19 protein-coding genes and 1 pseudogene are annotated in these 20,292 nt (G+C 62.3%); 2 read left to right on the top strand and 18 right to left on the bottom strand.

Annotated elements, in window-relative coordinates; genetic code table 11:
- Window positions 1-3 precede the first annotated feature (3 nt).
- The 17 genes and pseudogenes from ureE to C4N04_RS16995 all read right to left on the bottom strand — a co-directional run bounded on the left by ureE (window position 4) and on the right by C4N04_RS16995 (window position 14,509).
- Window positions 4-588 (bottom strand): urease accessory protein UreE, encoded by a 585-nt coding sequence (ureE, locus tag C4N04_RS17075; RefSeq protein WP_038690834.1) that lies wholly within the window; start codon window positions 586-588, stop codon window positions 4-6.
- A gap of 84 nt (window positions 589-672) precedes the next feature.
- A pseudogene (locus C4N04_RS32185) lies at window positions 673-798 on the bottom strand (GGDEF domain-containing protein); the annotation flags it as partial.
- Window positions 799-802: 4 nt separating this feature from the next.
- The gene (locus C4N04_RS17065; protein WP_106796579.1) at window positions 803-1,474 is read right to left on the bottom strand and encodes a TIGR02117 family protein; all 672 of its coding nucleotides are present in this window, start codon (window positions 1,472-1,474) and stop codon (window positions 803-805) included.
- A gap of 31 nt (window positions 1,475-1,505) precedes the next feature.
- Window positions 1,506-3,218, bottom strand: a complete 1,713-nt coding sequence (gene ureC, locus C4N04_RS17060; protein ID WP_106796578.1) for an urease subunit alpha — start codon at window positions 3,216-3,218, stop codon at window positions 1,506-1,508.
- A 3-nt stretch (window positions 3,219-3,221) separates the two neighbouring features.
- Complete coding sequence (locus C4N04_RS17055) at window positions 3,222-3,845, bottom strand: Urease operon accessory protein (protein ID WP_179363868.1); 624 nt, start codon at window positions 3,843-3,845, stop codon at window positions 3,222-3,224.
- A 16-nt stretch (window positions 3,846-3,861) separates the two neighbouring features.
- The gene (locus C4N04_RS17050) at window positions 3,862-4,269 is read right to left on the bottom strand and encodes a lysozyme inhibitor LprI family protein (RefSeq protein ID WP_039621643.1); all 408 of its coding nucleotides are present in this window, start codon (window positions 4,267-4,269) and stop codon (window positions 3,862-3,864) included.
- 12 nt (window positions 4,270-4,281) lie between these two features.
- The gene (locus C4N04_RS17045) at window positions 4,282-4,587 is read right to left on the bottom strand and encodes an urease subunit beta (protein WP_038690840.1); all 306 of its coding nucleotides are present in this window, start codon (window positions 4,585-4,587) and stop codon (window positions 4,282-4,284) included.
- Between the two features lie 10 nt (window positions 4,588-4,597).
- Window positions 4,598-4,849 carry a DUF1272 domain-containing protein gene (locus C4N04_RS17040; protein ID WP_077990061.1) on the bottom strand — a complete coding sequence of 84 codons (252 nt, stop codon included), beginning with the start codon at window positions 4,847-4,849 and terminating at the stop codon, window positions 4,598-4,600.
- Between the two features lie 9 nt (window positions 4,850-4,858).
- A complete protein-coding gene (locus C4N04_RS17035; RefSeq protein ID WP_003561955.1) occupies window positions 4,859-5,161 on the bottom strand; it encodes an urease subunit gamma in 303 nt (100 codons plus the stop codon).
- Window positions 5,162-5,189: 28 nt separating this feature from the next.
- Window positions 5,190-6,011, bottom strand: coding sequence for an urease accessory protein UreD (locus tag C4N04_RS17030; protein ID WP_106796577.1), 822 nt, complete (start codon window positions 6,009-6,011; stop codon window positions 5,190-5,192).
- Between the two features lie 150 nt (window positions 6,012-6,161).
- Window positions 6,162-6,857: an urea ABC transporter ATP-binding subunit UrtE gene (urtE, locus tag C4N04_RS17025; RefSeq protein ID WP_003581844.1), complete on the bottom strand. Its 696-nt coding sequence runs from the start codon at window positions 6,855-6,857 to the stop codon at window positions 6,162-6,164.
- 18 nt (window positions 6,858-6,875) lie between these two features.
- Window positions 6,876-7,394, bottom strand: coding sequence for a hypothetical protein (locus C4N04_RS17020; RefSeq protein WP_106796620.1), 519 nt, complete (start codon window positions 7,392-7,394; stop codon window positions 6,876-6,878).
- Window positions 7,395-7,468: 74 nt separating this feature from the next.
- On the bottom strand, window positions 7,469-8,224 hold the full coding sequence (gene urtD / locus C4N04_RS17015) for an urea ABC transporter ATP-binding protein UrtD (RefSeq protein ID WP_077990059.1): 756 nt from the start codon (window positions 8,222-8,224) through the stop codon (window positions 7,469-7,471).
- 5 nt (window positions 8,225-8,229) lie between these two features.
- Window positions 8,230-9,393 (bottom strand): urea ABC transporter permease subunit UrtC, encoded by a 1,164-nt coding sequence (gene urtC / locus C4N04_RS17010; protein WP_106796576.1) that lies wholly within the window; start codon window positions 9,391-9,393, stop codon window positions 8,230-8,232.
- The gene (urtB, locus tag C4N04_RS17005; protein ID WP_077990057.1) at window positions 9,390-11,012 is read right to left on the bottom strand and encodes an urea ABC transporter permease subunit UrtB; all 1,623 of its coding nucleotides are present in this window, start codon (window positions 11,010-11,012) and stop codon (window positions 9,390-9,392) included. The genes urtC and urtB overlap by 4 nt, the downstream gene beginning before the upstream one ends.
- A gap of 114 nt (window positions 11,013-11,126) precedes the next feature.
- Window positions 11,127-12,419, bottom strand: coding sequence for an urea ABC transporter substrate-binding protein (gene urtA / locus C4N04_RS17000; protein WP_039621657.1), 1,293 nt, complete (start codon window positions 12,417-12,419; stop codon window positions 11,127-11,129).
- 185 nt (window positions 12,420-12,604) lie between these two features.
- Window positions 12,605-14,509 (bottom strand): phosphatase PAP2 family protein, encoded by a 1,905-nt coding sequence (locus C4N04_RS16995; RefSeq protein WP_106796575.1) that lies wholly within the window; start codon window positions 14,507-14,509, stop codon window positions 12,605-12,607.
- Window positions 14,510-14,687: 178 nt separating this feature from the next.
- On the opposite strand from C4N04_RS16995, the gene C4N04_RS16990 reads away from it, so the two are divergent.
- On the top strand, window positions 14,688-18,071 hold the full coding sequence (locus C4N04_RS16990) for an ATP-binding protein (protein WP_106796574.1): 3,384 nt from the start codon (window positions 14,688-14,690) through the stop codon (window positions 18,069-18,071).
- Entirely contained in the window at window positions 18,064-18,981 is a 918-nt protein-coding gene (locus C4N04_RS16985) for a DNA-binding response regulator (protein ID WP_038690863.1), read from the top strand. The genes C4N04_RS16990 and C4N04_RS16985 overlap by 8 nt, the downstream gene beginning before the upstream one ends.
- A gap of 187 nt (window positions 18,982-19,168) precedes the next feature.
- Here C4N04_RS16985 and C4N04_RS16980 read toward each other — a convergent pair whose 3' ends face one another.
- Window positions 19,169-20,290 (bottom strand): branched-chain amino acid ABC transporter substrate-binding protein, encoded by a 1,122-nt coding sequence (locus tag C4N04_RS16980; protein WP_038690865.1) that lies wholly within the window; start codon window positions 20,288-20,290, stop codon window positions 19,169-19,171.
- Between the last annotated feature and the right edge of the window lie 2 nt (window positions 20,291-20,292).

Raw genomic sequence — 20,292 nt, 5'->3', positions numbered from 1 at the left:
GCCTCAGTCGTGCTTGTGGCCGTGATGCCCGTGGTGGTGATCATGATCATGGTCATGGTCACATCCCGGCCCATGCACATGGTCGTGGCCGTGATCATGTTTGTGCTCATGCCTATGGTCATGAGACGCATGACCGTGATCGTGCGAATGGGCGGCATGGGAATGATAAGCACCGCGTGCCGGCTGGAAGGGCTCGTCGATGTCGAGGACGGTGGCGCCGAGGCCCTGCAGCATCGAGCGAATGACATGGTCGCGCAGGATGACGATGCGGTCCTCCTCGATCTGCGCGGCAAGATGCCGGTTGCCGAGATGCCAGGCGAGCTCGACGAGATGCGTGCGGTCGCGTCCGCGAATTTCGAAGAGTTTCTCGTCGGCAGCCAGAATTTCGATCAGTTCGCCATCCTCGCGCACCAGCAGGTCGCCGTTGGCAAAAAGCACCGGGTCCTTGAGATCGAGCATGACCATCTCGCCATTTTCCAGATGCAGCAGCTTGCGGCGCAGATGGCGCAGATCGTGCGGCAGCTTGACCTGGGCGGTCGGATGGGAGGATGGGGTACCGGCGGGAAGATAGGAAGTGACGCGCTGCATGATATGTCCGTATTGCTAAGACGACCATGCAAAATAGCCTTTCCCGATGCAAGCACCAATGGCCTTTTTCTCAGGTCAGGACTTTTATGTCCCGTAAGCCTGCATCACGTTGTCGCCCCTGCCCTTGGCATCGAGCCCATTATCGGCGAGTCCGTGCCAGGCATGATGGAGACCCTCTCGTTCGTGCACGACGGCGCGCCGGTCCACAGCTGCGTCAATTGTAGACACCAACAGATAGTCGCAATGATTGTGGAAGCGGGTTCCATAAGCCGGTTCGAAGTCCGGCCGAGCGGAGCGCGGCAGCCGTCCAGGTGTTGCAGCCGAAGAGGGCGTTGAAATATCCCTCCGCCTCGAAGAACCGGTCGATCTCGCCGTAACCTGCGTTTGAGATCGGCTTCACCTCGCCCGCGTCGCGGACAAAACTATCCGAGATGAAATTGCGCAGCCGCGCCAATTGTTCGTCACCGATATCGAAGGCCATAATGGCCGGCTGCGGCTCGGTGATATGACCGGCGAGATCCACGTGCAGCACCGAACGGTCGATCGTCAGGGCCCGCAACACCGGCATCGGCTTTAGCTCCGACCATGTCGGCGTTTCCAGATAGAAGGCGCGGCCGCCCCAGCCGACGACTAGCCATTCCGCGTTCGGATGGCCGAGCGGAAAGCCGGAATCGTCGAGAAAGGAAAAAGCCGCCCGCGTCTCCTCGTCGAGTGGAATCGCAATATCCGTATGGATCGTTCCCGACAGAAGCAGAATCCGGTGGGTTGCCACCGCGGACGATGCTTCGACCGGTGCGATCAGCGGCCGGGGAATGAAGGTTCCGGCCGTCGCCAGAGCGACGACCAGCAATATGGTCCGCAACATCCAGCGGATGCCTGTTTTCATCGGAACCGTCCGGCGCACGGAACGAGGGGGCCTAGAACAGGAAATAGCGCTGCGCCATCGGCAGCACCGTCGCCGGCTCGCATGTCAGCAACTCGCCGTTCGCCCTGACCTCATAGGTCTCAGGATCGACCTCGATCTCGGGTGTCAGGTCGTTGTGGATCATCGATGCCTTGGAGATGCCGCCGCGGGTATTCTTCACCGCCAACAGTTCCTTCGCAACTCCGAGCCTGCCCTTGAGACCGGCATCGAGCGAGGCCTGGCTGACAAAGGTGACGGAGGAACTGGTGAGGCTCTTGCCGTAAGAAGCAAACATCGGCCGGTAGTGCACCGGCTGCGGCGTCGGGATCGAGGCGTTCGGATCGCCCATCGGCGCTGCCGCGATCGAGCCGCCGAGCAGCACCATGTCGGGCTTCACGCCGAAGAAGGCCGGGTTCCAAAGCACCAGGTCGGCGCGCTTGCCGACCTCGACGGAACCGATCTCATGGCTGAGACCGTGCGCGATTGCCGGGTTGATCGTGTACTTGGCGATATAGCGGCGAACGCGGAAATTGTCGTTGTCGCCTTTCTCTTCCTTCAGCCGACCGCGCTGGCGCTTCATCTTGTCGGCCGTCTGCCAGGTACGGATCGCCACTTCGCCGACGCGGCCCATGGCCTGACTGTCGGACGAGATGATCGAGAAGGCGCCGATATCGTGCAGGATGTCTTCGGCCGCAATCGTCTCCTTGCGGATGCGGCTTTCGGCAAAGGCGATATCCTCAGGGATCGATGGCGACAAATGATGGCAGACCATCAACATGTCGAGATGCTCGGCGATGGTATTGACGGTATAGGGCCGCGTCGGATTGGTGGACGACGGGATGACGTTCGGCTGGCCGCAGATCTTGATGATATCCGGCGCATGCCCGCCGCCTGCCCCTTCCGTGTGGAAGGCATGGATGGTGCGACCCTTGATGGCGCCGATCGTATCCTCGACGAAGCCGCTTTCGTTCAGCGTATCGGTGTGGATCATCACCTGCACGTCATAGTCGTCGGCGACTGAGAGGCAGCAGTCGATCGCGCCCGGCGTCGTGCCCCAGTCCTCGTGCAGCTTCAGCGAAGTGGCGCCGGCCAGCACCATCTCCGTCAGCGCGCCCGGCAGCGAAGCATTGCCCTTGCCGGCAAAAGCGAGGTTCATCGGGAAGGCGTCTGCCGCTTCGATCATCCGCGCGATATGCCAGGGGCCGGGCGTGCAGGTCGTGGCGAGCGTGCCGTGCGCCGGTCCCGTGCCGCCGCCGAGCATGCAGGTCATGCCCGACATCAGCGCTTCCTCGATCTGCTGCGGAGCGATGAAGTGGATATGGCTGTCCATGCCGCCGGCGGTGACGATCTTGCCTTCGCCGGCAATCGCCTCGGTGCCAGGGCCAACGATGATATTGACGCCGGGCTGCGTATCGGGATTGCCCGCCTTGCCGATCGCAGCGATGCGCCCGTTCTTGAGGCCGATATCGGCCTTGTAGATTCCGGAATGATCGACGATCACCGCGTTGGTGATGACGGTATCGACCGCGCCGTCTGCCCGCGTCACCTGGCTCTGGCCCATGCCGTCACGGATCACCTTGCCGCCGCCGAACTTCACCTCCTCGCCATAGGTGGTGAAATCCTTCTCGATCTCGATGAAGAGCTCCGTATCGGCGAGGCGCACCTTGTCGCCGGTGGTCGGTCCGAACATGCCGGCATAGGCGGCGCGCGAGATCTTATAGGGCATCCATCAGACTCCGTAGGAGGAAGAGACAAGCATTTTTCCGCCGAGCCGCCTGAGGCGGCCCGCGGCAATATAACCATCGACAAGCTGCCGTTCGGCGGCAAAGGGGTGCCATTCCCAGCCGGCATGACCGAAGCCGGCCAGCGCCACCTCGGACTCGGCAAATTTGCTCAGTACCTGGGCGATGACGATCATGCCACTGCTCGGCACGACATAGGGGGTGGGCGCAAAGGCCGAAAGAGAGGCATCGACGGCGTCGTGGACTGATTGATCGATCACCACATGCTTCTTGCCGACCTCCGCGCAGAAGGCGCCGAACGCCTCCGTATAGTCGTCGCAGAAATCGTCGAGATCGGGATGCGAGATGGCAAGCGGCGCTCGCATCGCGGCGAATTTTTCCGGGTCACGCACGCTCCAGATTTCGCGGGCCGAGACGACGCCGGGATGAGCGCGCCACTCAGGCGAACTGAGCATCGCCTTGGCCGGCCGGCCGGTGTTGCAGACCGCAACGGCATCCGTGCGACCACCGCCGGCGCCATAGGAGCGGCAATCGTTGAAGCGGATGACGAAATCGGCGGCATCGATTACGCGTGCTTCCGCCTCTGCGACCTCGCCATTGCCGACGATCACGATCTTCTTGATCACCTCAGTTGCCCATCGTCTCTTCGAGCTCTTTCAGCTCTTTGGTGCGCTTGTCCGTTTCTTCTGCCAGGCATCCCGCAACCAGCATCGGCTCCATCGTGCCACCGCGAGCCTGAAAGCCGAAGGCGTCGCATTGGGCGTCGCGATAGTCGATCCAGGCACGTTGCGCTTTCACCAGCGCCTTTTCCGCGCCCTTCATGTCGCCGTCGAGATCCTTGTCGATCGCCACCATGGCGGCGCGGGTTTTCTTGTATTGCTCGTTCAGCGCCTTGTCCGCGGTCTCGTGGCGCGCCGCCTCGCAGGATGTCATATCCGATTGCGTCTTGGGGTTCTGGCAATCGATGTCCTGAGCAAAGGAACTACCCGCCGCCAGCAGCATCGCCGCCCCGATGAGGCAGATGTTCAAACGCATGCATCCCTCCCGTTAAAGCTTGCCCATCACCAGCTGACGGAAGCCGTAGACCTCGCGCTTGCCGGCAAGCGGGATCAGCGTCACCGAGCGCGTCTGCCCCGGCTCGAAACGCACCGCCGTTCCCGCCGGAATGTCGAGCCGCTTGCCGTGCGCCGCCGCGCGGTCAAAGGAGAGGCCGGCATTGGTCTCGGCGAAATGATAGTGGCTGCCGACCTGCACCGGCCGGTCGCCGGTATTGGAAACTTCCAGCGTTACCGTCGGTGCGCCGGCATTGAGTTCGATGTCGCCGGTTGCGGCAATGATTTCGCCTGGAATCATGTTGTTCCCCTCAAGCTGCCCTGGGCGCGCAGCCCTCGGCCTTCAGCACACGTTTCGTCGACGCCGGATGTTTGGCGAGCATATCAGTCGGCCGGATGGGCCTGGCAACAAGATTGCCGCCGCAATTCGGGCAGGTGCCCTTCAGCACATCGTCTGCACAATCGGCGCAGAAGGTGCATTCGTAGGTGCAGATCCGCGCCTCGGTGCTCTCCGGCGGCAAATCCTTGTCGCAGCATTCGCAATTGGGTCTGAGCTCCAGCATTCTATTTCCTCACCGGATCGGCTCGTGCACGGTGACGAGCTTGGTGCCATCGGGGAATGTCGCCTCGACCTGCACATCGTGGATCATCTCGGCAATTCCCTCCATCACCTGATCACGGCCGATCACATGGGCGCCGGCCTCCATCAGCTCGGCGACCGGACGGCCGTCTCGGGCGCCTTCGACGACGAAATCGCTGATCAGCGCGATCGCTTCGGGATAGTTCAGCTTGACGCCGCGCTCGAGCCGCCGCCGCGCCACCATCGCCGCCATTGAAATCAGCAGCTTGTCTTTTTCTCTCGGAGTGAGGTTCATTGCTTGCCCATCTGCTTGATGCTTAGCTTTAGAGATTCCAGACTTTCGGCACACGCGCGCCATTGCGCAAGACGGAAATGACAGGGATCAGGATTTTTCTCAGCGTGAAACCGTCGGCCGCCGCAAGGCGTACGATCAGTTTGTCGCTCCAGGCGCTTGCACCGCCCATCATTCCCTCGACGAGCGGACGGACCCTGCCGAGATAGGCCTCGGCCAGCGGCCCGGCATAAAGCAGCGTCGCAAAGGCAACCTGCCCGCCGAGCACCGCCTGGCGCGCCGCCAGCGCCGCAACACCTTCGGAAAGCCTGAGCTCCTCGGCATGGATCAGCCGGCCCGCGCGGCGGATGCGCCAGCGGTCGCGAAAGAGACCCGTGTCCACCGTCTCGCCCATCGCCTTGCGGCCGAGCAGCACGGCTTCGACGGCCAGGAATTCGGCGCTCTCGTCCAGATCCACATCGAGCCGGCGGAAGAGTGCTGCCCGGTCGAACAGGATCGTTTCCTGCGGCAGCCAGTCGAGGCGCGCCCCCGCCCCCACCTCGATGCGGGTCGCCACCTCTGCGACGCCGGCCGATGCCTTGTAGATCTTTTCACAGGCCTGGGTGGTGACGTCGATCTTCGTGCCGGCGCCGGCAACGACGCTCCAGTCCATCCGGTCACCGCCGGTCAGCCCGCCTGCGGTGTTGATGATGACGGCTTCCATCGAGGCGTCGAACGTATCCGGCAAGCGGATCTTCGCCGCCCCCTCCTGATAGAGCTCACGGAGACGCGTACGGCCATCGAGCAGTTTTGCTGCCAGATGCCCGCGTCCTTCTGCTCTTTGCGGTCGCGTGGCTGTCGCCACAATCGTCATATCGTTCCTTTCAGTCGCGCCGCCGCTTCCATTCAATCGCGCAGATGACGGAAAGGAAGCAATTCCCATGCCGCCTGGCAAGAACCGTCAGCCCGCGCGGGTGATTGGCAAAGCATTGCGCTGTCTGCCGTAAAAAGCGGCAGCTGCCGGTCAGACGGTCAGATGACGGCGAGCCTCCGGCGTATCCAGCGTCTCGGCAAGTCCTTCATGCACGATCTCGCCACGATCCATGATGTAGACGTAGTCGGCAAGCTCGCGGCAGAAATCTAGGTACTGTTCGACGAGCAGGATCGCCATGCCGGTGGAATCGCGCAGGTAGCGGATTGCCCGGCCGATATCCTTGATGATCGACGGCTGAATGCCCTCGGTCGGCTCGTCGAGCACGAGGATCCTCGGCCGCGTCACCATCGCCCGGCCGATCGCCAGCTGCTGCTGCTGGCCGCCGGAAAGATCGCCGCCGCGCCGCGACAGCATCGACTTCAGCACCGGGAAAAGACTGAAGATATCGTCGGGAATGTTGCGGTCGCGGCGGCCAAGCGGAGCAAAACCTGTTTCGAGATTTTCCTTGACCGTCAGCAGCGGGAAGATTTCCCGCCCCTGCGGCACGTAGCCAATGCCCTGCTTGGCGCGGGCGAAGGGTGGCAGGCCGTTCAGCCTGGTGTCGTTGAAGGTGACGGTGCCGGCCGACAGCGGATGCTGGCCGGTGACCGCGCGCAGAAGCGAACTCTTGCCGACACCGTTGCGCCCGAGCACGCAGGTGATCTTGCCCATCTCCGCCTTGATCGAGATGCCGCGCAGCGCCTGCGCCGCGCCATAATGCAGATTTGCGTTTTCGACTGTCAGCATTCGTTCACCCATTCCCCATCAGTTCATCAGCGTGCGCCTCAGCGTCTGCAAGGCGTACTCCTGTTCTTTTGTTCTTTCGCCGCCGGCCGCGGCCACGTCCTCGGCAATACCGATCAGCTGCTGGCGTTCCTGCATGTCGAGCGCCTTTATCCAGAGATCCCGGAACCGGCGGATCGGATCTTCGGGACTGGTGACATTCTTGGACGCCCACTCGCCGAAAACCAACACCTCTTCCATGTCGCCCGGCCTTATGACACCTTTCATGCGGTTGCGGACGACATCCTTCGCAGCGTCGAGATGGATCGGCTTTTCCTTGGCAAGGCAGAAGAAGAAGGCCACCGCCGCAATTGCCGGATCGGCAATCGATGCCAGCGGCGCTGCCTCCGCCTGCTTGCGAAGCTTTCCGCGCTTATAGGCAGCCCGCATACGCTCGACGGAATCGATGATCTCGTTTCCCGCCTCACGCATCATTTTAAAACGCCAATACCAGATGACCGCGCCGCTGATCGCCGCGACCAGAATGCCGAGAAAAGCCATGATGAAACCCCACAATAAACCCGCTCTTTTAGAGCGTCTTCTCTTGTCAGGTTCAAGACTCGAAGTTGCATTCTTCACCGCCCCAGATAGTTCTCAATCACCTTCGGATCCGAACTCACGAAATCGATCGATCCTTCCGCCAGCACCGAGCCTTCCGCAAGGCACGTCACCTTGACGCCGAGGTCGCGGATGAAGCCCATATCGTGTTCGACGACGACGACCGAACGGGTCTTGGCAATATCCTTGAGCAGGATCGCCGTCTCCGCCGTCTCAGCATCGGTCATGCCGGCCACCGGCTCGTCGACGAGCAGCAGCTTTGGCTCCTGCGCCAGCAGCATGCCTATCTCCAGCCACTGCTTCTGCCCATGCGAGAGGTTGGCGGCCAGTTCGTCGCGGCGATGCGTGAGCCGCACTGTCTCCAGGATCTCCTCGATACGCGTCTTGTCTTCGCCGGACAGCCGGTAGAACAGGGTCGAGAACACCCCGCGGCGGCGGTTCAGCGCCAGCTCCAGATTGTCCCAGACCGTATGGCTTTCGAAGACCGTCGGCTTCTGGAATTTGCGGCCGATGCCGAGCTCAGCGATATCGGCTTCGTCCTTCTTGGTGAGGTCGATCGTGCCGTTGAAGAACACCTCGCCTTCGTCAGGCCTGGTCTTGCCGGTGATGATGTCCATCATCGTCGTCTTGCCGGCGCCGTTCGGGCCGATGATGGCGCGAAGTTCGCCCGGTTCGATGACGATCGACAGCGAATTCAGCGCCTTGAAGCCGTCGAAGGAAACCGAGACGCCGCTGAGATAAAGCACGCTGGTGGGTTTGACGTCGGGGATCATGACCTTCACTCCGCTGCCTGAATTTTCGGCTCGATGCCGTCTTCCTGCACCGCCGGCGGCACAGGCTCGGTGACGATTTTCCGCTTGGCGAAATAATGCGAGACCGTGCCGACGACGCCCTTCGGCAGGAACAGCGTGACGGCGACAAAAAGACCGCCGAGCGCAAATAGCCAGAACTCCGGAAAGAGGCCGGTGAAGATCGTCTTGCCGCCATTGACGAGGATCGCGCCGATAATCGGCCCGATCAGCGTCCCTCGTCCGCCGACCGCCGTCCAGATCACGACTTCGATGGAATTGGCCGGCGCGAATTCGCCGGGATTGATGATGCCGACCTGCGGCACGTAGAGCGCGCCGGCTATCCCCGCCATCATCGCCGATATAACGAAGGTGAAGAGTTTGAAATGCTCGACGCGGTAGCCGAGGAAGCGCGTGCGACTCTCGGCATCGCGTACGCCGACCAGCACCTTGCCGAACTTAGAGCGCACGATCGCCGAGGCGATCGTCAGTGACAGCGCCAGGAAGATCGCGGTCGCGGCAAAGAGGCTGGCACGCGTGCCGTCGGCCTGGATGTTGTAACCGAGGATATCCTTGAAGTCGGTCATGCCGTTATTGCCGCCGAACCCCATGTCGTTGCGGAAGAAGGCAAGCAGCAGCGCATAGGTCATCGCCTGGGTGATGATCGAGAGGTAGACGCCGTTGACGCGCGAGCGGAAGGCGAACCAGCCGAAGACAAAGGCGAGCAGACCGGGCACGGCGAGCACCATCAACGCCGCGAACCAGAACTGGTCGAAGCCGTACCAGAACCAGGGCAATTCCTTCCAGTTCAAGAACACCATGAAGTCGGGCAGCACGGGATCGCCATAGACGCCGCGCGAGCCGATCTGACGCATCAGATACATGCCCATCGCATAACCGCCGAGCGCGAAGAAAGCGCCGTGGCCTAGTGAGAGGATACCGCAGAAACCCCAGACGAGATCGAGCGCCAGCGCCAGTAGCGCATAGGTCAGATATTTGCCGAACAGCGCCATGATATAGGTCGGAATGTGCAGCGGATGGCTCGGGCCAGTCGCAAGGTTCAGAACCGGCACCAGGATGGCGACCACCAGCAACAAGGCGACGGCGATAGAGATCCTGCGATCGAGAGACCGGAGAAGGAAGGCCGTTATCATGCTTCCACCGCCCTTCCTTTGAGTGCGAAGAGCCCGCGCGGACGCTTCTGGATGAAGAGAATGATGAGGACGAGCACCAGGATCTTGCCAAGCACGGCGCCGGCGAAGGGCTCGAGGAACTTGTTGACGACACCGAGCGACAAGGCGCCGACCAGCGTGCCCCAAAGATTGCCGACGCCGCCGAAGACGACGACCATGAAGCTGTCGATGATATAGTTCTGGCCGAGGTTCGGCGAGACGTTGTCGATCTGCGAGAGCGCCACGCCCGCCATGCCGGCGATGCCCGAGCCGAGTGCGAAGGTGAAGGCGTCGACCCAGCCGGTGCGGATGCCCATGGAGGAGGCCATGCGCCGGTTCTGCGTTACCGCCCGCATCTGCAGGCCGAAGGCGGACCGCTTGAGCAGCATCAGCAATGTCAGGAACACCACCATCGAGAAGACGATGATCCAGAGCCGGTTCCAGGTGATGACCAGCCCGCCGAAATCAAAGGCGCCGGACATCCAGCTCGGATTGCGAACCTCGCGGTTGGTCGGGCCGAAATAGCTGCGGATTGCCTGCTGCAGGATCAGCGAAACGCCCCAGGTGGCAAGCAGCGTCTCCAGCGGCCGGCCATAGAGATAGCGGATCACCGAACGTTCTATGACGAGGCCGACGAGGCCGGTGAAGAGGAAGGCGGCCGGCACCGCGAAGGCCAGCGAATAATCGGCGAGCGAAGGAAAGGCCGAGGCGATCGTTTCCTGCACCACATAGGTCGTGTAGGCGCCGATCATCACCATTTCGCCATGCGCCATGTTGATGACGCCCATGACGCCGAAGGTGATGGCCAGGCCGATTGCAGCAAGCAGTAGCACCGAGCCGAGCGACAGGCCGTACCAGACGTTCTGGACGACATCCCAAAGCGCCACGTCGCGCTTGATCGAGTCGATCTCGGCCTGGATTGCCGGCTTCAGATCGTCGGGCGCGGTCGCCATCGCCATCGACAGGATCGTCAGCGCATTGCGGCCGCCGCGCGCCGCGACCGTTTCAATCGCGGCCTTCTTCTCCTCGATGCCGGCGTCGCTCTTCAGCACCATCACGGCGCGCGCCGCTTCCATCGTGTTTTTGATCTCGCCGTCCTTCTCGGCCGAGAGGGCCGAATTCAGGAGATCGAGATTGGCGGGATCGGCGTCCTTGAGCATGCCCTCGGCCGCTGCGAGCCGCGCGGAGCGATCCGGGCTCAGCAGCGTCAACTGACTCATTATGGTCGTGATCGTGGTGCGCAGCGCATTGTTGATCTTGACCTTCGACATCATGTCGGGATCGATGTCGGCGACCGCCTCGCCGGTGATCGGGTCGGAATAAGTCGGCTCGTCCTCCGTGCCGCCCTGCACGAGAACGGGGCCGCCTTCCGAATTGACATAGAGCTGGCCGTCGCTCAAGCGCTGCAGGATCTGGCTCACATGCGGATCCCCGGAAGCGACGAGCGCCCGGATGGCCGCATCGCGCTCGGGAAAGCCGCCGACGCCGAGTGCATCGACAAGGGCATGCACATCGTCCTGGGCGCGAAGGCCGGCCACCGGCAGCGTCAGCCCCGAGAGCAGGCACAATGTCAGAAGAAAAATCTTGATGGCGCGAAACATCTTCTCTCTCGCCGTGATTGTCGCCGACCTGGAGGCGCAGCGGTAAGGACGGAGCTTCCGTCCGGATCGGCTCCGGACGGAAGTCTTCAGGCTGTCAACGGATCGGATCCTTCCTCAGGAGCCCTTGCCGCCGCACTTGCCGGTGGCGACATTGAAGTTGCCGCAGTTGAGGGGCTTGCGCCAATCGGAGATCAGGTCCTTGGAGTCGGGCAGGTAATCCGACCATTCGTCGCCGACGACGGCAGGCGTCTGCTGGACGATTTCGAACTGGCCGTCGGCCTGGATTTCACCGATCAGCACCGGCTTGGTGATGTGGTGGTTCGGCATGACGGTGGCATAACCGCCGGAGAGGTTCGGCACGGTGACGCCGATGATGTTGTCGAGGACGGCATCGGTATTGGTGGTGCCGGCGGCCTGAACGGCCTTTACCCAGGCGTTGAAGCCGATATAGGCGGCTTCCATTGGGTCGTTGGTCACGCGCTTGTCGTTCTTGGTGAACGCGTGCCATTCCTTGATGAACTTCTTGTTGGCCGGGCTTTCAACCGACTCGAAGTAGTTCCAGGCGGCGAGGTGGCCGACGAGCGGCTTGGTGTCGAGACCGGCAAGCTCTTCTTCGCCGACCGAGAAGGCGACGACGGGAATGTCGGTTGCCTTGATGCCCTGGTTGCCGAGTTCCTTGTAGAAGGGCACGTTGGCGTCCCCATTGATGGTGGAGACGACGGCGGTCTTCTTGCCGGCCGAGCCGAATTCCTTGATCTTGGCGACCTCCGTCTGCCAGTCGGAGAAACCGAACGGCGTGTAGTTGACGAGAATGTCTTCCTTCGGAATGCCCTTGGATTCGAGATAGGCCGCAAGGATCTTGTTGGTTGTGCGGGGATAGACGTAGTCGGTGCCTTCAAGCACGAAGCGCTTCACGCCCTCGGTGTTCATCAGGTAGTCGACCGCCGGAATCGCCTGCTGGTTCGGAGCAGCACCGGTGTAGAAGATGTTGCGCGAGGATTCCTCGCCTTCATACTGCACGGGGTAGAAGAGCAGCGAGTTCAGCTCTTCGAAAACCGGCAGCACCGACTTGCGCGAGGACGATGTCCAGCAGCCGAAGACGGCGGCAACCTTGTCCTTTTCGATCAGCTCGCGGGCCTTTTCGGCAAACAGCGGCCAGTCGGAAGCCGGATCGACGACGACGGCTTCGAGCTTCTTGCCGAGAAGACCGCCCTTCTTGTTCTGCTCGTCGATGAGCATCAGCATGGCGTCTTTCAGCGTGGTTTCGGAAATCGCCATCGTGCCGGAAAGCGAATGCAGCACGCCGACCTTGATGGTGTCATCGGCCGCGACCGCGCCATTTAGGGCGGCCGACGCCGCCATGACGGCGCCGAGTGCAGCACCCGTGATAGTGGATTTGAGATTCATATGGTTGATCCCCTCTCTTGTTCCGCAACAGGCCGGAAACGGAGTTAACTGTTGCCGAGGCGACTATCGGGTGCCGCATCGCAAAAACACATACGCAAAATGACGTAGGCGCAGGAGGTAAACGGGCAGGCCGAAAAGCAAAGGGCATCCCGCGACCGGGATGCCCTCCAGCTATGACACGGAAATCAGTCGCCGATCGTCAAAGTGACCGATGTCGGACCATAGGAGAGGCTCGCCCTGTGGCCGGAGATGGTGAACTTGCCGAAGCTGCCGGTGACGTTGGATGCCTTCAGAATCTCGATCGTGGTTCCGGGCGCCGGGGTGAAGCCGTCGGCAAGCGTGACGTCGAGGTCGCCGGCGAGCTCCGCCTTGCCCTCGACAACGAGTGTGCCGGCACCGTCCGCGCCAATCGCCAGCTTCACGACAGCATTGGAGGTCTGCTGATAGTCGCCACCCACGGTCAACGGCTTGTCGGCGGCGAGAACCAGCGAGCCACCATTGACAGTCAGCCCGCCGTTGCCGAAGGCCGAAGACGAGCCGGCGACCAACACGCCCTCTTCCAGAACCGTGCCGCCCGCATAGCTGTTGGCGCCTGACAGGCCGAGGATGCCGCTGCCGCTCTTCACCAGCCTGCCCTTGCCGGCGATGTCGTTGCGCCAGGTGTCGATTGCACTGAAGCCACCCTTGGCCGCATCCATCGTCACGCTTACATCCTGGTCGAAGGCGCCGTAACCGTCGGCTGCGGCGAACAGGTTGAGGCGGCCGTACCCTTCGGCGTCGTCGATGAGCGGATAGCCAGAGGCGATCGCCGTCGTCTTCAAAACCTCGCGGCGCTGTTCGCCGTCGAGATAAGGCAGACGGGTCTCGAGCAGCGCTTCGGCGCCCTGCGGCACGCGGGCCGGCTGATCGGTCGCATGGATCGTCGGCAGGCCGTAGCTCAGACGCTGCAGCACGTAAGCGCGATTGGCGTCATGATCGGCAAAACGGTCTGCGGCAAGCGGCGCGGCATGGGCGGCGACTTGAAGCGCCCCCGCATCCTGGACGCCCGACTTGGCGATCAGCCACGACTGCGCCTGGGCATAGCCATCGCTCTTCAGCGCTGAATTGTCGGCCTTGTTCAGATTGTAGACGACCGTCGCGGTGCCGAGCATGCGGCCGCCCATCACGTCGAGCGGAGAATGCATGCCGGAAAGGATGCGATCCTCGCCCAGTTCGCTGGCGCGCGTAATCATTTCCTGAAAGCGCTGCGGCACGAGATAGGCCATGGCGAGCGCATCCCGCCACGCTTCCGCCGTATGCCCGCTCGGGAAACCGCCGTCCTCGACCGGCTTGCCGCTCTTGGCGGGCACCAGGGTCGGGACAACCGACACGTCCTGGCTCCAGCGATACGGACGGCCATATTTAAAATAGCGCTTGGCGGGTTCCGTCGAGCCGTCAGCGCTTGCGGCGTTGATGAAGTCGATCGCAAGCCCCATGTCCGGGTTGGCATCGGTCTTGTTTTCCGGATCCGGCTTGCTGCCGGCGCCGCGATTATTGCCCTTGTCGTCATATTTGACCGTCGTCGCGTCGGCCGCCACCTCGGTGATCGTGGTGGTCTGCTTGGAGCCGGCCTTCCAGGCATCCGTCAGCGGGCCGAGGCCGTCGACGATGCTGGCATTCTTGCCGCGCCGGTCGTCGAGATAGGCGGCGACCGCCTGCTCGGCCGTCCGCGCCCGCGTCGCCTTGACGACATAAGCGATGTTCGCATCATGAACGAGCTTGTTGACGATCTGGCCGTCGGTTTTGCTGAAAGGAATGCCGTCCCAATCCGTCTTGGCGACCGCCGGGCAATTGTCCTTGGCCGGCGCTTCGACGCCCGCGTCGACAAAAGTCGTGCGCGGGGTCCAGACTTCGAGGAAGCCGGAGAGAAGGTGAACGGCGGCATTGGTGTCGGCAGTCGAAAAACAGGCGTCACCGCGTTTGTTGGTGTTTCCGGCCTCGACGTAAGGTGCTTTCGCCGCCGTGGCCTGCTCGGCGCCAGCAAGCGACGGCACGATCGAAACGAGGCAGACGAGAGCAGTGCTCAGGCGGAAAAGGCTTGAAACAGACATGGATGATACCTGAAATGGTTGAAGGAACGGCGGGAGAGTTAGAGGGCGAGTGTGACAGAGCGGCTTCAAAAATATGGCAGTTCAGTGAATCTGCCAGTGCTCCGCCCTTGCCTTTCTCACCCATACCGCCAAAACTGTTCCGAGACGATTAGGCCAACCGGAATGTCGAAAGGAAGACATGGCAGCGCGCCAACGCATCATTCCGGTAAGACGCGAATATAATCGCTGGGTCGCCAACCAGACGCTGGAAGATTACGCGCTGCGTTTCACCGCAAAGAGCGCCCGCCACTTCTCCTCGCAGCGCATCGCGCAGACGGCGATCGGCGCGATCTCCTTCCTGGCGCTCGAGGCGATCGGCGGCGCCATCACACTCTCCTACGGCACCACCAACGCCTTCTACGCCATCATCGTCGCAAGCATCGCCATGCTGGCGATCGGCCTGCCGATCAGCCGCTACGCCATCCGCCACGGCGTCGATATCGATCTGCTGACGCGCGGCGCCGGTTTCGGCTATATCGGCTCGACCATCACCTCGCTGATCTATGCGAGCTTCACCTTCATGCTGTTTGCCATCGAGGCCTCGATCATGTCCGGCGCGTTGGAACTGACGCTCGGCATTCCGCTCTGGATCGGCTATATCGTCAGCGCCGTCATGGTGATCCCGCTGGTGACGCACGGCGTGCGGCTGATCAGCAAGTTCCAGCTGATGACCCAGCCCTTCTGGATCGTGCTGAATATCCTGCCCTTCCTCTTCATCGCCTTCATGGACTGGGAAAAATTCGATCTCTGGCGTGCCTTTGCCGGCATCCGCCAAACCTCCGGCCCGCCAGGCACGGTCGCCGCGTTCGATCTGGTGCAATTCGGGGCAGCCTCGGCCGTCATCCTGGCGCTGATGTCGCAGATCGGCGAACAGGCCGATTTCCTCCGCTTCCTGCCGCCGGAGCCGCGGCGCAAGTGGCGCCATCGTCTGGCCGTCTTCCTTGCCGGACCCGGCTGGGTCGTCATCGGTGCGCCGAAGCTGCTTGCCGGTTCCTTCCTGGTCGTGCTGACCCTGGCCTCCGGCGTGCCGGTCGATCGCGCCGCCGACCCGGCGCAGATGTATCTGACCGCCTTCGGCTACATGGTCCCCTGGCACAATGCCGCGCTGCTGCTGATGGCCGCCTTCGTCGTCGTCTCGCAGCTGAAGATCAACGTGATGAATGCCTATGCCGGCTCGCTCGCCTGGTCAAACTTCTTCTCGCGGCTGACGCACAGCCATCCCGGCCGCGTCATCTGGCTGGTCTTCAACGTCGCGATCGCCCTGCTCTTGATGGAACTCGGGATCTACCGGCTGCTGGAGGAGACGCTTGGCATCTTTTCAATCATCGCCATGGCCTGGCTGTGCACGATCTTCGCCGATCTCTTCATCAACAAGCCGCTTGGGCTCGCTCCCCCCGGTATCGAGTTCAAGCGCGCCCATCTCTACGACATCAATCCGGTCGGCCTCGGCGCCATGACGCTGTCGGCAACAATATCGCTGATCGCTCATTTCGGCGCCTTCGGCGCTATCGCCGCCTCGCTCGCCCCCTATATCACCCTCATCATAGCGCTTATCGCCTCGCCGGCGCTCGCCTTAGCGACAAAAGGAAAATACTACCTCGCCCGCAAGCCGCGCCAGAGCTGGAAGAACCTGACGAGCATCACCTGCTCCGTCTGCGAACATCCTTTCGAGCCGGAGGATATGGCGTGGTGTCCGGCCTATGCCGCCCCGATCTGTTCGCTCTGCTGCTCGCTCGACAGCCGCTGCCACGACATGTGCAAACCGGCCGCCCGTTTCAACGCGCAGGTCGGCACCGTCGCCAAGGTGCTGCTGCCGGAAACCATTCTGGGCAAGCTGACGACGCGCCTCGGCCGCTACGGCATCGCCGTCGTCCTGGCCTTGACCGCCATCGGCGCGATCCTGGCAATGATCGCCCATCAGGTCGCCGCCGCCTCCCCCGAGACGGCTGAAGTCGTCAACCGCACCATCCTCATCGTCTTCTTCGTCTTCTCGGTGATCGCAGGCGTCGTCTGCTGGTTCTATGTGCTCGCCCATGACAGCCGCGTCGTCGCCGAGGAAGAATCCTCGCGCCAGAACACGCTGCTGCTCAAGGAAATCGCCGCCCACAAAAAGACCGACGCCGCCCTGCAGAATGCCAAGGAGACGGCTGAGGCCGCCAACCGCGCCAAGAGCCGCTATGTCGTCGGCCTCAGCCATGAACTGCGCACGCCGTTGAATGCCGTGCTCGGCTACGCCCAGATCCTCGAGCGCGACGAAACCATTCCTCCGCCGCGCCAATCCTCGATCAAGGTCATCCGCCGCAGCGCCGAACACCTCTCCGGGCTGATCGACGGACTGCTCGACATCTCCAAGATCGAGGCCGGCCGCCTGCAGGTCTATTCCAACGAGATCAACATCCAGGATTTCCTCGACCAGATCGTCGAGATGTTCCGGCCGCAGGCGCAGGCAAAGGGGCTTGACTTCGTTCACGATCGCTCGCCGGCCCTGCCGCAATTCGTCCGCACGGACGAAAAACGGCTGCGCCAGATCCTCGTCAACCTGCTCTCCAATGCCATCAAGTTCACCGACGAAGGCAGTATCACCTTCGATGTCGGCTATCGCAGCCAGGTGGCGACCTTCACCGTTGCCGATACCGGCCGCGGCATCACAGAGAAGGACCTGCCCCGCATCTACGAACCCTTCCAGCGCGGCGAGGCCGAAAGCGTGCGGCCGATGCCGGGTCTCGGGCTCGGCCTCACCATCACCCGGCTTCTGACCAACACTCTCGGCGGCGAGATTTCAGTCTCGAGCGTGAGGGACGAGGGTTCGACATTCCGCGTGCGGCTGATGCTGTCGGCCGTCATGCGCGCTGCCGCCCCGCCGCAGGAAAAGCGCATCGTCGGTTATGACGGTTCGCGCCGCACTTTGGTTGTCGTCGACGATAATGAAGATCACCGCGAAATGATGCGCGAAATCCTGGCACCGCTCGATTTCATCGTTCTGACGGCGGCAGGCGGCGCCGAATGCCTGACGCTGATCGACGGCATCATGCCGGATCTCTTCCTCGTCGATATCCTGATGCCCGGCATGACCGGCTGGCAGCTCGTCTCGCGCCTGCGCGAGGTCGGCCAGACGGCGCCGATGGTGATGCTTTCGGCCAATATCGGCGATGCGGCCGTTCTGAGCGACAGTGACGACAGCCACAATGATGCGATCGGCAAGCCGGTCGATATCCGCCAGCTGCGCGACAAACTCGCCCTCCATCTCGGCCTGAAATGGATCTATGCCGACGACGCCCCCGCCATTGTGGAAAAGACCGAAGCGTCGATGCTCAGTCCTGGCCCGGCTCATGTGCAGGAATTGCTGCGGCTCGGGGAGATCGGCTATATCAGAGGCATCGAAGCCAAGCTTTCGGACCTTGCCAAGCTGGAGGCAAATCGGCCATTCACGGAAGAGCTTCGCGCCTACGTCGCCGCCTTCGACATGGGCGGCTTCATGACCTTCCTGCACGACTTCGACGAAAAGGTGGAATCCATTGGCTGAGCCGGCCCTGCCCCGTGACATCGTTCTGCTTGTCGACGACTCACCCGAAGCGCTCGGCTTCCTGACCGATGCGCTCGAGCAATCCGGCTTTTCCGTGCTTATCGCCACATCGGGCACGGCAGCGCTCGGTATCGTCGAGCGCATCACACCCGATCTCATCCTGCTCGACGCCGTCATGCCCGCCATGGATGGCTTCGAGACTTGCCGCAGGCTGAAGGCGAATGTCGCTGCGGCGCAGGTGCCTGTCATCTTCATGACCGGCCTGACCGAGACCGAGCATGTCGTGCATGCGCTGGAATCCGGCGGTGTCGATTACCTCAGCAAACCGATCAATATCGACGAGCTGCGCGCCCGCATTCGCGTCCATCTCAGAAATGCCCGCTCGACCCAGAGCGCCCGCGTCGCCCTCGACGCCGCCGGGCGCCATCTGCTGGCGGTCAAGGGCGACGGCGCGATCCATTGGTCGACGCCGCAGGCAACGCGCCTTGTCAATGCCGCCATGGGCAGCGACGACGGCATGGAAATCGTCGTCCGCCACATCGCCGGCTGGATGCGCGACCGCGTCGCCACAGCACGCGACGGCATCATCTCGATCGCCCATGCCGGCCAGGCGGCGCTGCAGCTCGCCTTCCTCGGCGCGATCGGCCCTGACGAATATCTTTTTCGCCTCACTGCCGCCAATCCGCGCAGCGACGACGAGATGCTGCGCCAGCGCTTCTCGCTCACCCAGCGCGAATCCGAAGTGCTGCTCTGGATCGCCAAGGGCAAGGCCAACCGCGACATCGGCGAAATACTGGGATTGTCGGCGCGCACGGTGAACAAGCATCTCGAACAGATCTACGTGAAGCTCGGCGTCGAAAACCGCGCATCGGCCGCCGTGAAGGCGACCCATGTGCTGCACGAGATGTGAGCGATCTCGGGCGGCACGGCATCGCCGCTGCCGCCGCCGAAACTGCCGAGGATCTTCGCGCCAGCAGGAATCGGCGGGACCGCTTGCAGCGATGACACTGCGGCGAACGGAAAACGAAACCTTCGTCAAACAAAGAAGCCCGGTCGGAACCGGGCTTCAATCTCATATCCCAAAATGGAAGTTATGCTTACATGCCCTGCGGGACGTAGGTGTACTTGCCGTCCGCGCCCTTCTTCCATTCGTACATGATGTAACCAGGAATCTTCGGGTCGCCCTTTTCGTCGAACGAGATATCGCCGAGAACCGTCGGGAACGGACCCTTTTCCTTCATCGCCGTGGCAACGGCCTCAGGATCCACCGAACCGGCAGCCTTGGCGGCACCGGCGATCGCCTGCATCGCAGCATAGGAGTAGAGCGTGTAGGCTTCCGGGTTGAAACCGGCGGCCTTGAACTTTTCGACGAGTTCCTTGTTTGCCGGGTTCAGCGTCGGGTCGGGACCGAAGGTGTTGAGGGTACCGGCAACAGCGTCACCAGCGATCGAAGCCAGCTCGTTCGAAACGATGCCATCGCCCGAAACCAGCGTTGCCTTCAGGCCCTGGTCGGCGGCCTGACGGATGATGAGACCGGCTTCGGTGTGCAGGCCGCCCCAATAGATGATCGAGACGCCGGCTTCCTTCATCTTGGCGATGAGGGCCGAGAAGTCCTTGTCGCCGACGTTGATGCCTTCGTACATTACTTCGGTCACGCCGGCGGCATTCATCGCCTTCTTGGTTTCGTCGGCAAGACCTTGACCGTAGGGGGTCTTGTCGTGAACGACGGCGATCTTTGCATCCTTGAAGTGGTCGGCAAGATACTTGCCGGCGATGGCGCCCTGCTGGTCGTCACGGCCGCAGGTACGGAACGTGTTCCAGAGACCGCGCTCGGTGAACTTCGGGTTGGTAGCGGCCGGGGTGATTTCGAGAATGCCGTTTTCGGCATAGACTTCCGAAGCCGGGATGGAAACGCCCGAGTTGAAGTGACCGATAACGAACTTGACGCCGTCAGCAACGAATTTGTTGGCGACCGAAATGCCCTGCTTCGGGTCGGAGACGTCGTCGCCGAGCTCGATCTTGATCTGCTCGCCGTTGATGCCGCCGGCAGCGTTGATATCGGCCGCCGCCTGCTCGGCACCCTTCTGAAGCTGCGCGCCGAAAGCGGCGTTCGGGCCGGTCAGCGGACCAGCGACAGCGATGAGAACGTCGGCCCAGGCGTTGCCGCTGAAGGCGACCATCGCCGTCAGAGCCACTGCCGACAGAAGAGACTTCTTCATAT

The organism is Rhizobium sp. H4, assembly GCF_003013335.1.
GTDB lineage: Bacteria > Pseudomonadota > Alphaproteobacteria > Rhizobiales > Rhizobiaceae > Rhizobium > Rhizobium sophoriradicis.
Note: the sequence above shows the minus strand (reverse complement) of the source record. Positions and strands in the feature narration are given on the sequence as shown.

What these genes read in the sequence shown, in the direction of transcription:
- ureE (WP_038690834.1), bottom strand. Translation starts at nt 588, where the DNA reads ATGCAGCGCGTCACTTCCTATCTTCCCGCCGGTACCCCATCCTCCCAT.
- C4N04_RS17065 (WP_106796579.1), bottom strand. Translation starts at nt 1,474, where the DNA reads ATGAAAACAGGCATCCGCTGGATGTTGCGGACCATATTGCTGGTCGTC.
- ureC (WP_106796578.1), bottom strand. Translation starts at nt 3,218, where the DNA reads ATGCCCTATAAGATCTCGCGCGCCGCCTATGCCGGCATGTTCGGACCG.
- C4N04_RS17050 (WP_039621643.1), bottom strand. Translation starts at nt 4,269, where the DNA reads ATGCGTTTGAACATCTGCCTCATCGGGGCGGCGATGCTGCTGGCGGCG.
- C4N04_RS17045 (WP_038690840.1), bottom strand. Translation starts at nt 4,587, where the DNA reads ATGATTCCAGGCGAAATCATTGCCGCAACCGGCGACATCGAACTCAAT.
- C4N04_RS17040 (WP_077990061.1), bottom strand. Translation starts at nt 4,849, where the DNA reads ATGCTGGAGCTCAGACCCAATTGCGAATGCTGCGACAAGGATTTGCCG.
- C4N04_RS17035 (WP_003561955.1), bottom strand. Translation starts at nt 5,161, where the DNA reads ATGAACCTCACTCCGAGAGAAAAAGACAAGCTGCTGATTTCAATGGCG.
- C4N04_RS17030 (WP_106796577.1), bottom strand. Translation starts at nt 6,011, where the DNA reads ATGACGATTGTGGCGACAGCCACGCGACCGCAAAGAGCAGAAGGACGC.
- urtE (WP_003581844.1), bottom strand. Translation starts at nt 6,857, where the DNA reads ATGCTGACAGTCGAAAACGCAAATCTGCATTATGGCGCGGCGCAGGCG.
- C4N04_RS17020 (WP_106796620.1), bottom strand. Translation starts at nt 7,394, where the DNA reads ATGGCTTTTCTCGGCATTCTGGTCGCGGCGATCAGCGGCGCGGTCATC.
- urtD (WP_077990059.1), bottom strand. Translation starts at nt 8,224, where the DNA reads ATGATCCCCGACGTCAAACCCACCAGCGTGCTTTATCTCAGCGGCGTC.
- urtC (WP_106796576.1), bottom strand. Translation starts at nt 9,393, where the DNA reads ATGATAACGGCCTTCCTTCTCCGGTCTCTCGATCGCAGGATCTCTATC.
- urtB (WP_077990057.1), bottom strand. Translation starts at nt 11,012, where the DNA reads ATGTTTCGCGCCATCAAGATTTTTCTTCTGACATTGTGCCTGCTCTCG.
- urtA (WP_039621657.1), bottom strand. Translation starts at nt 12,419, where the DNA reads ATGAATCTCAAATCCACTATCACGGGTGCTGCACTCGGCGCCGTCATG.
- C4N04_RS16995 (WP_106796575.1), bottom strand. Translation starts at nt 14,509, where the DNA reads ATGTCTGTTTCAAGCCTTTTCCGCCTGAGCACTGCTCTCGTCTGCCTC.
- C4N04_RS16990 (WP_106796574.1), top strand. Translation starts at nt 14,688, where the DNA reads ATGGCAGCGCGCCAACGCATCATTCCGGTAAGACGCGAATATAATCGC.
- C4N04_RS16980 (WP_038690865.1), bottom strand. Translation starts at nt 20,290, where the DNA reads ATGAAGAAGTCTCTTCTGTCGGCAGTGGCTCTGACGGCGATGGTCGCC.